Source organism: Alistipes sp. AF14-19 (genome assembly GCF_003461645.1).
Taxonomy (GTDB): Bacteria; Bacteroidota; Bacteroidia; order Bacteroidales; family Rikenellaceae; genus Alistipes; species Alistipes shahii.
Map to the genome: position 1 here is coordinate 38,336 of NZ_QTXM01000016.1, position 15,250 is coordinate 53,585.

The window sequence follows — 15,250 nt, forward strand, 5'->3', positions numbered from 1 at the left end:
TCTATTTTCGTTCCCGCTCGTAGGCGTCGATCATCGACCCCTCGGTCCGGTTTATGATCCGCGCCCCGAGCGATCGGGCGTAATCGCGCAGCGCCTCGTGGCCGCGGAACAGTTCGGCGACCTCGGCCAGATAAACGGCCATCGTATAGGGACGGTGCGGAACCTTCTGGAAGATCGGCTTCGGAACGGCCGGAGCGTCGTCGTAATAGTGCCTGTCGGCCCGGCAGAGACGGTTCTCGTCGTCGACAGACAGTCCGTCGAGCAGCGTATGATCCACCCCATAGAGTTCCAGCGTCTTGTAACCCAGCAGCAGGGCGACGTACTCGCACACCTGCACCACAGTCCCGAAGTTGGCGCTTCCCAGACCGTGGCGGTAGAGCCAGAACTCCACGCCCCGGAACCCGCGGTAGACCTGCGTGTGGAACCGCACGATGCGGATATTGGGGTTGGGCAGCGCGGCACGGTAGTCGAACCGCTCGGGGTTGTAGTACTGCACGTAGAGGTTCATCGGCCACGTCACCTTTTCGGCAAGCGTGCGGTAGAGTTCCGCCACGCGGTCGCGGCAGACGCTGTCGCGGAAAAACATCGGATCGGAAAGCACGTAATAAGCCGGCCGGACCGTCGTAAAACGTTCGTCCAGCGCAAAGTAGTTGACCGCCATGACGTCCTTTGCCGTGTGTTCGCCCCGGGCGATCAGCCGCGGCAGGTCTTCGGCCAGCGAAGGGCCGTTGCCGAGGATCAGGACCGACGGCTTCGGCGCGCCGACCGTTCCGGCTCGGCCGACGTAGTTGCGGAAATTCTCCTTCACGGCCATCACTGCAAAGTAAAACGCCGTCTCATAGAGGTTGCGCAGGAATCGGTCGGTTTTTTCGAATACGGTCATGGTACGGTTTTATTTGCAAAAGTAGCAAAAGATCAATATCTTCGCAACAAAACCCGGCAGAACAGATGTCAGAACCCACCATTTCGGTCGTCATACCCCTCTACAACAAGCAGCTGGAAATCGGCGCGGCCGTACGCTCGGCCCTGGCGCAGACCCGCCCCCCGCAGGAGATCATCGTCGTGGACGACGGTTCGACCGACGGCGGCGCGGAGATCGTGCGTGCGATCGGCTCGCCGCTCGTAAGGCTCGTCCGGCAGTCCAACGCCGGGGTCTGCGCCGCGCGCAACCGCGGCATCGCAGAGTCGACGGGCGAATACATCGCCCTGCTGGACGCCGACGACGCCTGGGAGCCGGGGTTTCTGGCCGAAATCGCCGCCATGATCCGCGAGTTCCCCGGCTGCGGACTCTACTGCACGGCGTTTTCAATAATAAGCCACGACGGGACCTATCCGGCCCCGACACCCTCCGAGCGGGGCGTCGTGGCGAATTTCTTCCGCGAATCGGCCCACCGCTACATCGCCATCCCGTCGGCCAGCTGCATCCCGCGGCGCGTGTTCGACACCGTGGGGCTGTTTCCCGAGGGCATGAAGATCGCCGAAGACCTCTACATGTGGATTAGGATTGCCCGCCGCTACGAAGTCTGCTTCTCGCCCGAACGGCTGGTCCGCTACTCGCGGGTGGCTTCGAACCGCTCGGCGGCAAGCTACACGCCCGAGAAGACCGTCCATTCGTTCGAGGAGCTGTACGACCCGCTGGCCCCCGAGGAGGACCGGGAGTTCGTGGCCCGCGCCGCACTGGGAAAAGCGCTTATCATCAGCGCCAAAGGCGGCACGAAGGAGGCCGCCCGCGCCGCCCGGTTCTTCGCTTGGACGCGAACCTACCGCCGCACGCTGCGCAAGGTCCGCGCCCTGAACGCCCTGCCCGCCGGCTGGCGCGGTCCCGTGATCCGGCTTTACAACGCGCTGGCCTGGCGCCTCGCCCGCAAAGGACTCTAATACTCAAAATGATGAAATACCTCCTGCACACCCTTTCCTGCCTGCTGCTTTTCGCAGCGGAAACCTGCCTCGCGCAGACGCCCGGCCACACGCTGCGTTCGGGCGGCATCGACCGCACCTACCGCCTCCACCTGCCCGAAGGGCTGCCCGACGGCGCGCCGCTGGTCATTGTCCTCCACGGCTACGGAGGACAGGGCGACCCGGAACGGTTCGACATGAACCGCGTTGCCGACCGCCACGGTTTCGCCGTCTGCTACCCGCAGGGCGAACGCGACGGCCGCGGCAAAACATGCTGGAACGTGGGTTACCCCTTTCAGGCCGATATGGCCGTCGACGACGTGCGGTTCCTCTCCGAACTGATCCGGCACCTTCAGAAAAAACATGGTTTGAGCCGCCGCAACGTCTTCTGCACGGGTATGTCGAACGGCGGGGACATGTGTTACCTGCTGGCCTCGCGCTGTCCGGAGACCTATGCGGCCCTCGGACCGGTCGCCGGGTTCATGTCCGTCGAAATCCTCCGTTCGGACCGCAATCCGCATCCGATTCCGCTGTTCGAAATCCACGGCACCGAAGACCGGACGACCCGCTGGGAAGGCGACCTCGGCAACGAAGGGGGCTGGGGCGCCTATGTCTCCGTCCCGACCGCGGTCGGCTACTGGGCCGCCAAGAACAAATGCCTCGCAGAGCGGATCGACACCCTGCCCTCCCGCCCCGGCGGCTTGCAGGTCATCGCCCACCGCTACACGGAGGGCACGGACGGAAACGAGGTCTGGCTCTACGAGACCGTCGGCGGAAAGCACTCCTGGAAAGAGACGGGCGTAGACACGGGCGAAGAGCTGTGGAAGTTTTTCAGCAGATACGTCCGGTAAACGAAAAAGGGTTCCGAATCATCGGAACCCTTTTTCACTCTGCCGGGCGGCGTCAGTTCGAGAACGTCAGCCCGTCCTGCCCGGCGTCAATCGCGATCGGCTTCGAGCGGTCGACCTCGCCGGCAAGAATCCGCTTCGAAAGGTCGTTGACCACATAGCGCTGGATGACCCGCTTCACGGGACGTGCGCCATAGAGCGGATCGTAACCCGCCGAGGCGATCCATTCGCGCGCCTTGTCGCTGTACTCCAGCCGGATGCCGTTCTCCGAAAGCATCCTGCGCACGATGCCCAACTGGATGTCGACGATGCGTTCGATGTCCTTGTGCGTCAGCGGCTCGAACATCACGATCTCGTCGATACGGTTCAGGAACTCCGGTTTGAGCTGCTGTTTCAGCAGGTCGATCACCGCGAGGCGCGTCCGCTCGACAACCTCTTCGGGCAGCTTCCTGCCGTCGAAGGCCTCGGCGAAGTTATCCTGGATCACCTGCGAACCCATGTTCGAGGTCATAATGATGATCGTGTTGCGGAAATCCACCGTACGGCCCTTGTTGTCGGTCAGCCGGCCGTCGTCGAGCACCTGCAACAGGATGTTGAAGACGTCGGGATGCGCCTTCTCGATCTCGTCGAGCAGCACCACGGAATAGGGCTTGCGCCGCACGGCCTCGGTCAATTGGCCGCCCTCGTCGTAACCGACGTATCCCGGAGGCGCCCCGACGAGCCGCGACACGGCGTGCCGCTCCTGGTACTCGCTCATGTCGATACGCGTCATCATCTGGTCGTCGTTGAACAGGAACTCGGCCAGCGCCTTGGCCAGCTCGGTCTTGCCGACGCCCGTCGTACCGAGGAAGATGAACGAACCGATCGGCTTGCGGGGATCGTTCAGCCCGGCGCGCGAACGGCGCACGGCGTCGGAAATGGCCGCGATGGCCTGCTCCTGCCCGATGACGCGCTTGTGGAGTTCGTCCTCCATGTGGAGCAGTTTCTCGCGCTCCGAGGCCAGCATGCGCGTCACGGGAATGCCCGTCCAGCGCGACACCACCTCGGCAACGTCCTGCGCGTCGACCTCCTCCTTGATCATCGAACCGCTGGCCGAAGCGAGGCGGTACTCCTCCTGGAAAGCGGCGATCTCCTTCTCGGCCTCCTGAATCTTGCCGTAGCGGATTTCGGCCACCTTGCCGTAGTCGCCCTGCCGTTCGGCCTGCTGGGCCTCGACTTTCAGCGACTCGATCTTATCCTTGTTGGCCTGAATCTTTTTGAGCAGATCGCGCTGGCCCTGCCACCTGGCACGCATCTCGGCGTCACGGGCCTTCAGTTCCTCGATCTCCTTGGTCAGGTGCTCGACGCGCTCCTTGTCCTTCTCGCGGCGGATGGCCTCGCGCTCGATTTCGAGCTGGCGGACCCGGCGGTCGAGCGTGTCGATCTCCTCGGGCACGGAGTTCATCTCCAGACGCAGCCGCGAGGCGGCCTCGTCCACCAGGTCGATGGCCTTGTCGGGCAGGAACCGCGAGGTGATGTAGCGCGTCGAAAGCTCGACGGCGGCCACGATGGCCTCGTCCTTGATCCGCACCTGGTGGTGGTTTTCGTAACGCTCCTTCAGGCCGCGGAGGATCGAGATGGCGTCCTCCTGCGAAGGCTCGTCGACCATCACCTTCTGGAAACGGCGTTCGAGGGCCTTGTCCTGCTCGAAGTATTTCTGGAACTCGTCGAGCGTCGTGGCTCCGATGGTCCGCAGCTCGCCCCGCGCAAGGGCCGGTTTGAGGATGTTCGCGGCATCCATCGCCCCCGACGACTTGCCGGCGCCGACCAGCGTGTGGATCTCGTCGATGAAGAGCAGTATCTCGCCCTCGCTGGCCGTAACCTCCTGCACGACGGCTTTCAGACGCTCCTCGAACTCACCCTGGTACTTGGCGCCTGCGATCAGCGCACCCATGTCCAGCGAGTAGATGACCTTCGATTTCAGGTTCTCGGGCACGTCGCCGTCGATGATCCTGCGGGCAATGCCCTCGGCGATGGCGGTTTTGCCGACGCCGGCCTCGCCCACGAGAATCGGGTTGTTCTTCGTGCGCCGCGAAAGGATTTGCAGCACGCGGCGGATCTCCTCGTCACGCCCGATGACCGGGTCGAGTTTTCCCGAGCGCGCCTGCTCGTTGAGGTTGATGGCATACTTGCCCAGCGCGTCGAACTGCTGCTCGGAGGTCTGCGAATCGACCGTCGCACCCTTGCGGAAGGTGCGGATCGCCTCGATCAGCTCCTTTTCCGTCGCGCCGCTGCGTTTGAGGATGTCGGCGGCCTGCCCGCGCTCGGCCACGAGGGCCAGCAGCAGGTGTTCGACGGAGGCGTATTTGTCGCCGAAATTCTTCGTGAAGTCCACGGCGCGCTGGATCGCCTTCGAGGTGTCCTGCGCAAAGAACTGCTCGCCGCCGCCCTCGACGCGCGGCAGCGACGCCACGGCCCGGCCGACCTCGTCGCGCAGCGAACGTACATTCACTCCCACGCGCCCCAGCAGGAACGTCGAGAGCGAATCGTCCTCGCGGATCAGCACCGCGAGCAGGTGGAGCGGTTCGACAGCCTGCTGTCCCCGCTCCCGCGCCAGCGAGAGCGCCGCTTGCAGCGCCTCCTGCGCCTTGATGGTAAGAGTGTTGATGTTCATAATATGTAATTTTTAATTTTGAATTCTGAATTGTGAATTGAGCAAAACCCCTGCCAACTCCGAATCCAGGACATAGTGTCATTATTTGTCACAGAACAACTGCCAACAACCGCCAATTTGTCGTGCCGGAGCACGGCACATAATTTTTAATTCTTAATTTTTAATTCTTAATTCATATTTCGTATCTTTGCAACACTATGAGTGATTTCATCGTCAGCGCACGCAAATACCGCCCTGCGACCTTCCGGTCGGTCGTCGGGCAGAAACATATCACCTCGACGCTCCAGAACGCCATCGAGCGCGGCCAGCTGGCCCACGCCTACCTCTTCTGCGGTCCCCGCGGCGTAGGCAAGACCACCTGCGCCCGCATCTTCGCCAAGGCCATCAACTGCCTCGCACCCGACGGCGCCGAAGCGTGCAACGAGTGCGAATCGTGCCGCTCGTTCAACGAGGGACGTTCGCTCAACATCCACGAGCTGGACGCCGCGTCGAACAACTCCGTGGAGGACATCCGCACGCTGATCGAACAGGTGCGCATCATCCCGCAGGTGGGCCGTTACTCGGTGTTCATCATCGACGAGGTCCACATGCTCTCGGCCGCAGCCTTCAACGCCTTCCTCAAGACGCTGGAGGAGCCGCCCGCCCACGCCATCTTCATTCTGGCGACCACCGAGAAACACAAGATCATCCCCACGATCCTCTCGCGCTGCCAGATCTACGATTTCAACCGCATCCGCGTCGAAGATTCGGTCGAATACCTCAAATACATCGCCTCCCAGGAGGGCATCTCGGCGGACGAAGAGTCGCTGAACCTCATCGCGCAGAAGGCCGACGGCGGCATGCGCGACGCGCTGTCGATGTTCGACAAGGCCGTGTCGTTCTGCGGCACGGCGCTGGACTACCGCAACGTGGCCCAGACGCTGAACGTGCTGGACTACGACACCTATTTCAGCGTGACGGAGATGCTGCTCGCGGGCAACTACGTCGACGTGCTGGTGGCCTTCGACAGCGTGCTGTCGAAAGGCTTCTCGGGCCAGACCTTCATGTCCGGCATGAACCGCCATATGAGGGATCTCCTGATGGCCAGGCAGCCCGACACGCTGCGACTGATCGAAATGACCGGAACGCTGCTCGAACGATACCGGACGCAGGCGGGCGCCTGCAGTGTCGAGTTCCTGTTCGGAGCCATCTCCGTACTGACGGAACTTGACGGGAAGATCCGGCAATCGTCGAACCAGCGATTGCTTGTCGAGTTGGGCCTGATGAAAATCGCCGGACTCGGTCAAAAAAAAAATGACACCCTGACATCTTCCGGGGAGTATCCGCTTCCCGAACTGACACCCCGAACGGCGGCCGCGGCCGTCGCGGCGACGCCTGCGGCGCAACCGCAGCCCGACCCGGCGACCCGCCCCGGTCCGAATCCCGTTCCGGCGGCTCCGCAGCAATCCGCAGCGGTTCAACCCGGGCAGGCCTCACAACCGGCGTCCGCGCCGATTCCCGCCCCGGCTCCGCAGCCGGCCGCACCCCGGCCGGAAACGCCGGCGCAATCCGCAGCCGCCCCGGGACCCGCTCCCGCTCCGGCCGCACGGCCCGAAGCGTCCAAACCCGCGCCCCAGCCCGTGCGGAGGCCGCTGATCTCGGGAACCTCCCTTTCGGAACTGCTCGCCTCGGCGGGCAGCAATCCGGACGAGGAGCCTTCCGAGCAGGAAACGGCCGAACCGGAGGTCGCGACGATCGACCCCGAGTGCGAACGGAAACTGGAACGCGCCCGGGAAAAGATCCTGAACCTCATCCGGGAACGACGTCCGCGGTTCGTCCCGGCCTTCGAACTGATGAGGGTGCAGGGCAACACGATCTCGCTGAGCGTGCCGACGAGCGAACTGCGCGAAGAGATACTCCGCAGCAAGACAGGGATGCTGATGCGCATCGCCGAACTGGCGGGCATCACGGGAGCGATCGAACTGGAAGTGGTCGTCAACGAGGAAATTCGGGCCGCACGCCCGATCAAACTCGAAGACCGGGTGAAATACATGACAGAAAAGAATCCGCTGATCGCGGAACTCCGCAAAGCATTGGATTTGGAAGTGGAGTAACCCGCTTAAAAAGCGGGATTTATGGGCGATGGAGCGTCAGACGGAAGCAGATTCCGAACTGCGCTTCCACCGAAAAACAAAGTGAAAATTAAATAACGCAATAATGGCAACAAAGAATTTCATCGAAGAACTCGAATGGCGCGGCATGATCCACACGATCATGCCCGGAGCAAAGGAACAACTCGAAAAAGAACAGACGACGGCTTACCTGGGCATCGACCCCACGGCCGACTCGCTGCATATCGGCCACCTGGTGGGCGTGATGATCCTCAAGCACTTCCAGATGTGCGGCCACCGTCCGCTGGCCCTCGTGGGCGGTGCGACGGGCATGATCGGCGACCCCTCGGGCAAATCGCAGGAGCGCAACCTGCTCGACGAAAAGACCCTGCGTCACAATCAGGAGGCGATCAAACGCCAGCTGGCCAAACTGCTCGACTTCGACTCCGACGCCCCGAACGCCGCCGCGCTGGTCAACAACTACGACTGGATGAAGGAATTCACGTTCCTCGATTTCATCCGCGACATCGGCAAGTGCATCACCGTCAACTACATGATGGCCAAAGACTCCGTGAAGAAACGCTTCAACGGCGAGGGCGACGGCATGTCGTTCACCGAATTCACCTACCAGCTGGTTCAAGGCTACGACTTCCTGCACCTCTACGAGACGATGAACTGCAAAATCCAGCTGGGCGGCGCCGACCAGTGGGGCAACATCACCACCGGCACGGAGCTGATCCGCCGCAAGCTGGGCGCAGAGGCCGAGGCCTTCGGCATCACCTGCCCGCTGATCACCAAGGCCGACGGCACGAAATTCGGCAAGACCGAGAGCGGCAACGTATGGCTCGACCCGCGCTACACATCGCCCTACAAGTTCTACCAGTTCTGGCTCAACGTCAGCGACGAGGACGCCAAACGCTACATCAAGATCTTCACGCTGCTCGACCGTGAGACCATCGACGCACTCATCGCCGAGCACGACGCGGCTCCCCACCTGCGCGTATTGCAGAAACGGCTGGCCGAGGAGATCACCTGCATGATCCACTCGCGCGAAGAGTACGAAAAGGCCGTCGAGGCCTCGGCCATCCTCTTCGGCGGCGCCACGTCGGAGGCTCTGCACCGTCTCGACGAGCAGACCTTGCTGCAAGTGTTCGAAGGCGTGCCCCAGTACCGCGTGGCCCGCACGGAACTCGCGGCCGGCATCCCGTTCGTGGACCTCTGCGCCGAGAAAAGCGACATCTTCGCCTCGAAAGGCGAGTGCCGCAAACTGGTGCAGGGCGGCGGCGTGTCGCTCAACAAGGAGAAGCTGGCCGACGCGATGCGCCCGGTGACCGACGCGGACCTGATCGCGGGCAAATACCTGCTCGTGCAGCGCGGCAAGAAGAACTACTACCTCGTGATCGCCGAATAGGATGGAATACCGGATCGTTCTCCAGCGCATGGAGTTCCGGGCGCTGCACGGCTGCTACGAACTCGAACGGAAGGTCGGCAACCGCTTCACGGTCGACCTGGAGATCACGGCCTGCCTGGGCGACGCGGCCGCCGAGGACAGCGTCGAACAGACGGTCAACTACCTCACGGTCTACGAAGTCGTCTCGCTCCAGATGCGCATTACCCAGCGCACGATCGAGCGCGTGGCGATGAACATCATCGAGGCGGTCTACGCCTCGTTCCGGCAGGTCCGGCACGTAAAATGCACCGTCTCGAAACTGGCGCCCCCGCTCGGCGGCAAACTGGAGAAGGTGAGCGTCGTACTGGAGAAATAGAAAACTGCGCGCACGCGGCTGCGTGCGCGCAGTTTTTCAAATAGAACCGATATATGCATCATTCACACGGCCGCGCAACGCTGGGCGGCAAATTGAGCGCCGTGCTCGTCGCGGCCGGAAGTTCCGTGGGGCTGGGAAATATCTGGCGGTTCCCCTATGTCGCCGGAGACAACGGCGGCGGAGCTTTTCTGGTAATTTACATTCTCTGCGTCCTGCTGCTGGGACTGCCCATCATGGTGGCCGAATTCTCGGTCGGACGCGCCTCGCACCGCAATGCCGTGGGAGCCTACCGGGCGCTCGACCCCAAGTGGAGTTTCCTGGGCTACAACGGCGTCGTGGCGGCATTCCTGATCCTGGGCTTCTACTTCGTGGTGTCGGGATGGACCGCCGAATACATGGTTCACTCCGTGACGGGAAGCCTCGCCCGGTACACCACCGCCGACGAATACAAGAGCGTTTTCGAGAATTTCATCCAGAACCCGTGGCGGCCCGTGCTCTACACCGCGCTGTTCGTGCTGGCCACGCACTTCGTCATCGCGACGGGCGTGCAGAAAGGCATCGAACGCTCGGCAAAGGTGCTGATGCCCCTGCTGTTCGTCATCCTGATCGCACTGTCGATCCACTCGCTGCTGATGCCCGGCGGCGAGGAAGGGCTTCGGTTCCTGTTCCGGCCCGACTTCTCGAAGGTGACGCCCTCGACGGTGCTCGTGGCGCTGGGGCAGGCCTTCTTCTCGCTCTCGATCGGCATCGGCACGATGGTCACCTACGCCTCCTACTTCAAACCCGACACCAACCTGCGCCACACGGCGCTCAACGTCACGATCCTCGACACACTGGTAGCCGTGCTGGCCGGCGTGGTGATCTTCCCGGCGGTGTTCAGCGTGGGCATCGAACCCTCGTCGGGACCGTCGCTCGTATTCATCACCCTGCCGGGCATCTTCAACTCGATGCCGCTGAGCATGGTCTGGTCGTCGGTATTCTTTCTGCTGCTGGTCGTTGCGGCGCTCACCTCGACCATCTCCCTGCACGAAGTCATCACGGCCTACATGCACGAGGAGTGGCACATGAGCCGGCGGGCCGCCGCATGGTCCACGACCGGAGCCTGCATGGCGCTGGCCGCCGTGGCATCGCTGTCGCTGGGCGTTCTGAAGGGATGGAACATCTTCGGACTCACGATTTTCGACTCGCTCGACTACCTTACGGCCAACATCCTGCTCCCCGCCGGCGGATTTTTCACCTGCATATTCGTCGGCTGGCGCCTCGACCGGAAAATACTCAAGGCCGAAATCAGCAACAACGGCACGCTGAAATTCCGTATCTACGGGGTGTTCATCTTCCTCGTGCGCTACGTCTGCCCGGCAGTGCTGCTGCTGATCTTCCTGGATAACCTGGGCCTCTTTTAGCGGCCCGCACCGATCAGAACGAAACCCAAAACCTACCGAAACCATGAAACGATTCATTGTCCTGCTGCTCGTCTGCTGCCTCGGCGCAGCCGTTACGGCCCGCCCGATCCGGGGCACGGTCAAATGCGCCGGGACGCCGGTCTCCGGCGTCACCGTCACGGACGGCCACTCCTTCACCGAAAGCGGCGCCGACGGAACTTTCACCCTCGACGCCGACGACGACGCGCTGTTCATCAGCATCGTAACCCCTTCCGGCTACCTGGCCCCCATGGAGCAGGACATCCCGCAATTCTTCCGGCCCTACGCCGCTTCCACGAAGCGTTACGATTTCGAGCTGCGTCCGTGGCCGGCCACGGGCGAGGTTTACGAATTGCTGGCGATCGGCGACCCGCAGCCCAAAACCGCGGCGCATTTCGACCGGCTCCGAACCGAGATCATCCCCGAACTGCAACGCGCGACCGCCCTCGGGAAGCAACGGGGCACGGCACAGGCGGCGCTGCTGCTCGGCGACATCGTCTGGGACTCTCCGGAGCTGTTCGCCGGCGTCCGCGAGCAGTTCGCATCGCTCGGAATACCGGTCTACGGCGTGATCGGCAACCACGACCACGACCGGAACAAATACACCGACCGGGAGGCCACGGAGAACTACCGGAACCATTTCGGCCCCACCTACTACGCCTTCGACATGGGACGGACCCACTACATCGTCCTCGACGACATCGTCTACCACGGAGCGAAGAAATACGACGAGCAGATCGACTCGCTGCAACTGGCCTGGGCCGCGGAATACGCCCGGCGGCTGCCCGCCGGGTCGCGCGTCTGCGTGGCCATGCACGCCCCGGCCATGAAGGCCTGGAAAGGCAATCAGGTCATGGAGTCGGCCGCCAGGCTGATGGACGCCTTTGCCGGCCACGAACTGCATTTCATCACGGGACACACGCACGTCAACTCGAACTACGACATCCGCGAAGGAGTCGTGGAGCACAACGTGGCACAGATCTGCGGAAATCTGTGGTACGACCCGATCAACAAGGACGGCACGCCCAAAGGCTACCAGCTCTTCCGCGAGTGCGGCGGAGAGTTCTCGTGGGAGTACCGGAGCCTCGGGTCTCCGGCCGTACGGCAACTGCGGGTATGGCAGCCCGGGCAGGTGGAAGCGTTTCCCGGAAGCGTCGTGGCCAAAATCTGGAACTGGGACCCCTGCTGGACCGTCGTCTGGTACGAGGACGGCCGCTACCGCGGCGCAATGCAGCGCATCCAGATCGTCGACCCCGACTATGCGGCGCATCTCGACTCTCTGAAAAACGCCGGGCGGAAACTCGCCAAATCGCAGCATCCCCGCATCTCGGACTTCTATTTCAAAGCGCGTCCTTCGGCTTCGGCACAGACGATCGAGGTAGTCGCCACGGACCGTTTCGGACGCCGCTATTCGGAGCGCATCACGCTCGAAAAGGCCCAATGACCGGCCGAAGCGGCGACAGCTGAACAAGTCCGGGCGAACGGCGGGAACGGATCAGACGAACGAACGCCGGACAGCAAAAGAACGAGGCGGATGGAATGTACTTCGGTACTGTCCATCCGCCTCGTTTAAAGGATGTGCGAAAGATCGCCGCCAGAAAGCGGCAATCAGTTGATATTGCGCCGGTCGGGTTCATGGTCGGGCGAAGCCGCCTCCATGTCGATCTGCAACTTCACCATGTTGATGGCCGTGGCCGCAGCCTCGTCGCCCTTGTTGCCGTGACGGCCGCCGCAGCGGTCGAGGGCCTGCTGCATGTCGCCCACCGTCAGCACGCCGAAAGCGATGGGCATGTTCCACTGGATTTGCAGCTGCGTAATGCCCTGCGTCACGCCCTGACAGATGAAATCGAAGTGGCGCGTGTCGCCCTGGATAACGCATCCGAGAGCGATGACGGCGTCCACGTCGGTATACTCCGCGAAGAACTGCGCGCCGAGCGAAAGCTCGAACGTGCCCGGGACATATTTGACCTGGATATTCATATCGGGGCACCCGGCGGCACGCAGCGTGCGCACGGCTCCCTCCAACAGGGCCTCGGTGACCTCGCGGTTCCACTCGGCCACGACGATACCGAACCGCATGTCAGCGGCCGAAGGCAGGGGTGAGTCGAATTTGGAAAGGTTGTGATTCTTGGTCGCCATCGTCTTTCGCTATTTGATGCTGCCGAGCAGCTTTTCCGCATCGCGGGCCTCCATCGAGGCGGGATACGAAGTCAAAATCTCTTCATAGAAAGCCGCGGCTTTCTGCTCATTGCCCTGCGCCTGCTCCGCAAGACCTGCCTTGCGCAGGTACATCGGGGCCGTCAGGTTGTTGTCGGCGGCCTTCACGGCCTTCTCGTAGAACTTCACCGCCCTGGCGTAGTCCTGCTGCTCAACGGCGATATCGCCCTGCAAACCGTAGTTCTGTGCGTTGATCAGCTCCCCGGGGATACCTTTCAGCTGCGAGAACTTCGCCAGGTATTTGGCGGCGTTCTCCAGATCGCCCGTACGCAGGTAGCAGATGCCCGCATAATGCTTGGCGAGGTTGCCCGAAGGCGTCGAGCCATACTTCTCGATCACGTCGAGGAAACCGGCCGCGTTGTCGTCGCCCAGCAGCGCCGTCTCGAAATCGGGGTTCTCGCCTTCGAAACGGTTCTGCGCCTCGGCGATCATCTCGGCGGCCTTCGTGGCGCGGGGCTGGAGGATCAGCGAGCGGTAGCCGAAAACGAGGGCTGCGAGGACGAGCAGACCGAGGAAAACGTAGGACATCGTCCGGCCGTTCCTCTCGAAAAACAACTCCGTTTTGTTCATTGCTTCGCCGAGGGTTTCCTGCTCGGCGACGTTCTGCTTTGCCATATTGCTTATTGTGTTATTAGTTTATAATTCGTACGATAGTTTGCAAAGATACAAAACTATTCACAATGTGCAATGTCGTGTCCGGATTTTTTGTATTTTTGTCCTATGCATCTGAAGAAAATAGCGCTGCTGAATTTCAAAAACATCTCCCAGGAGGAACTCGCGCTGTGCCCCGGCATCAACTGCCTGGTGGGCGACAACGGCGCGGGCAAAACCAACGTCGTGGACGCCGTTTACTACCTCTCGATGTGCAAGTCGTCGCTGCCGATGACCGACGGGCAGAGCATCCGCCACGGCGCCGACTTCTTCCTCGTCGAAGGGACCTATGCGAGCGATGCCGGCAAGCGGGAAACCATCGTGTGCAGCTTCTCGCGCAAGGGCGGCAAGGTGCTCAAGCGCAACGGCAAGGAGTACGAACGGCTTTCGGACCACGTGGGACTGATTCCCGCGGTGATCGTGTCGCCGGCCGACAGCGCGCTGATCTCGGACGCCGCCGACGAGCGCCGACGCTATCTCAACGCCTTCATTTCACAGCTGGACCGCGCCTATCTCGGTTCGGTGATGCGCTACAACGCCGTGCTGGCCGAACGCAACCGCCTGCTGAAAACCCGGCCCGACGAAACCATGCTCCAAATCTACGACATGCAGCTGTGCGAACACGGCAAGGCCATCCACGCCCGGCGGCAGGAGTTCGCCGAGCGGCTGCAACCCGTGACCGCGGCCTATTACAGCATCCTCTCGGGCGACCGGGAGCAGGTCGAACTGCACTACAAATCGGAGCTGAACGACCGTCCGTTCGAGGAGATACTGCTCGATGCGCGGCAGAAGGACATCGTCAACGAATTCACGACGGCAGGCATTCACCGCGACGACCTGGTGCTGAAAATCGGAGGTTATCCCCTGCGCAAATACGGATCGCAGGGACAGCAGAAATCCTTCCTGATCGCCCTCAAACTGGCGCAGTACGCCGTCGTCGCCCAGACGAAGGGCGAACGCCCGATCCTGCTGCTGGACGACCTGTTCGACAAGCTCGACGCCGGGCGGGTCGAACAGTTGATCCGGCTGGTCTCGGACGACACCTTCGGGCAAATCCTGATCACCGACTGCAACCCGACACGCCTGAAACGGATTCTCGACAAGGCGGGCGGCGACTACACGCTCTTTTCAGTCGCCGAAGGCGCCGTGACGCAGGAGCGGGCCGCGGCGGAAGATCCGGCGGAAGGCCCGGCCGGGAATGCAGCTGAAAACGCCGCAAACACCCCGGAGAACGCCTCGGAAAATGCAACGGAAGATTCCGCGAAAGGCGCGGAAAAAGAGCGATCCGTACAACCCGAATCAACCGACGAACAGCCATGAGACGAACCAAAACCATGCTGATGGGCGACCTGCTGGAGGAGTTTTTCAAACGCCCCTACATCGCCGAGAAAGTCGCCGAAGGCAAACTGCCGGACACATGGCGCGAGATTGTCGGCGACCGCGCCGCGGATGTCACCACCGAATTGCGGCTCGAAAAGCACATCCTGTACGTACGCATACAGTCGAGCGTCCTGCGCTCGGAACTTTTCTACCAGCGCGAGGCGCTCAAGGAGGAGATAAACCGCCGTTCGGGCGTACGGCTCGTCAACGCCGTCATCATCCGGTAAGTCCGGGTTCGGCAAAAAAGCATACCTTATATAATATATATATGAAAAAAGATGCTCCCGCAAACGGAGCATCTTTTTCTCTATGGCGGGAAGGTTCCATT

13 protein-coding genes are annotated in these 15,250 nt (G+C 62.0%); 9 read left to right on the top strand and 4 right to left on the bottom strand.

Annotation, left to right across the window (positions count from 1 at the left end):
* Position 1 precedes the first annotated feature (1 nt).
* Positions 2-883, bottom strand: a complete 882-nt coding sequence (locus DWW03_RS12670) for a hypothetical protein (RefSeq protein WP_022061633.1) — start codon at positions 881-883, stop codon at positions 2-4.
* A gap of 65 nt (positions 884-948) precedes the next feature.
* Here DWW03_RS12670 and DWW03_RS12675 point away from each other — a divergent pair, with 65 nt between their 5' ends.
* Together DWW03_RS12675 and DWW03_RS12680 are read left to right on the top strand one after the other, a co-directional pair.
* On the top strand, positions 949-1,878 hold the full coding sequence (locus DWW03_RS12675; protein WP_022061632.1) for a glycosyltransferase family 2 protein: 930 nt from the start codon (positions 949-951) through the stop codon (positions 1,876-1,878).
* A gap of 11 nt (positions 1,879-1,889) precedes the next feature.
* On the top strand, positions 1,890-2,747 hold the full coding sequence (locus DWW03_RS12680; protein WP_022061631.1) for an alpha/beta hydrolase family esterase: 858 nt from the start codon (positions 1,890-1,892) through the stop codon (positions 2,745-2,747).
* Between the two features lie 52 nt (positions 2,748-2,799).
* Here the strand turns inward: DWW03_RS12680 and clpB are convergent, their stop codons facing one another.
* Positions 2,800-5,397 (bottom strand): ATP-dependent chaperone ClpB, encoded by a 2,598-nt coding sequence (clpB, locus tag DWW03_RS12685; protein WP_118406823.1) that lies wholly within the window; start codon positions 5,395-5,397, stop codon positions 2,800-2,802.
* 197 nt (positions 5,398-5,594) lie between these two features.
* Between clpB and DWW03_RS12690 the strand changes: the two genes are divergently transcribed.
* The 5 genes from DWW03_RS12690 to DWW03_RS12710 all read left to right on the top strand — a co-directional run bounded on the left by DWW03_RS12690 (position 5,595) and on the right by DWW03_RS12710 (position 12,118).
* Positions 5,595-7,490, top strand: a complete 1,896-nt coding sequence (locus tag DWW03_RS12690; RefSeq protein WP_118406824.1) for a DNA polymerase III subunit gamma/tau — start codon at positions 5,595-5,597, stop codon at positions 7,488-7,490.
* A gap of 103 nt (positions 7,491-7,593) precedes the next feature.
* Positions 7,594-8,898, top strand: coding sequence for a tyrosine--tRNA ligase (gene tyrS, locus DWW03_RS12695; protein WP_022061658.1), 1,305 nt, complete (start codon positions 7,594-7,596; stop codon positions 8,896-8,898).
* A 1-nt stretch (position 8,899) separates the two neighbouring features.
* Positions 8,900-9,253, top strand: a complete 354-nt coding sequence (gene folB / locus DWW03_RS12700; protein ID WP_015547317.1) for a dihydroneopterin aldolase — start codon at positions 8,900-8,902, stop codon at positions 9,251-9,253.
* A 53-nt stretch (positions 9,254-9,306) separates the two neighbouring features.
* Positions 9,307-10,656 carry a sodium-dependent transporter gene (locus tag DWW03_RS12705; RefSeq protein WP_022061659.1) on the top strand — a complete coding sequence of 450 codons (1,350 nt, stop codon included), beginning with the start codon at positions 9,307-9,309 and terminating at the stop codon, positions 10,654-10,656.
* 43 nt (positions 10,657-10,699) lie between these two features.
* Positions 10,700-12,118, top strand: a complete 1,419-nt coding sequence (locus DWW03_RS12710; RefSeq protein ID WP_022061660.1) for a calcineurin-like phosphoesterase C-terminal domain-containing protein — start codon at positions 10,700-10,702, stop codon at positions 12,116-12,118.
* 164 nt (positions 12,119-12,282) lie between these two features.
* Here DWW03_RS12710 and ribH read toward each other — a convergent pair whose 3' ends face one another.
* Positions 12,283-12,813 carry a 6,7-dimethyl-8-ribityllumazine synthase gene (gene ribH, locus DWW03_RS12715; protein WP_015547314.1) on the bottom strand — a complete coding sequence of 177 codons (531 nt, stop codon included), beginning with the start codon at positions 12,811-12,813 and terminating at the stop codon, positions 12,283-12,285.
* A gap of 9 nt (positions 12,814-12,822) precedes the next feature.
* Positions 12,823-13,506, bottom strand: a complete 684-nt coding sequence (locus DWW03_RS12720; RefSeq protein ID WP_015547313.1) for a tetratricopeptide repeat protein — start codon at positions 13,504-13,506, stop codon at positions 12,823-12,825.
* 105 nt (positions 13,507-13,611) lie between these two features.
* Between DWW03_RS12720 and recF the strand changes: the two genes are divergently transcribed.
* Together recF and DWW03_RS12730 are read left to right on the top strand one after the other, a co-directional pair.
* The gene (recF, locus tag DWW03_RS12725) at positions 13,612-14,862 is read left to right on the top strand and encodes a DNA replication/repair protein RecF (protein WP_022061661.1); all 1,251 of its coding nucleotides are present in this window, start codon (positions 13,612-13,614) and stop codon (positions 14,860-14,862) included.
* Positions 14,863-14,876: 14 nt separating this feature from the next.
* A complete protein-coding gene (locus tag DWW03_RS12730) occupies positions 14,877-15,149 on the top strand; it encodes a DUF721 domain-containing protein (RefSeq protein WP_118406825.1) in 273 nt (90 codons plus the stop codon).
* Positions 15,150-15,250: the final 101 nt, after the last annotated feature.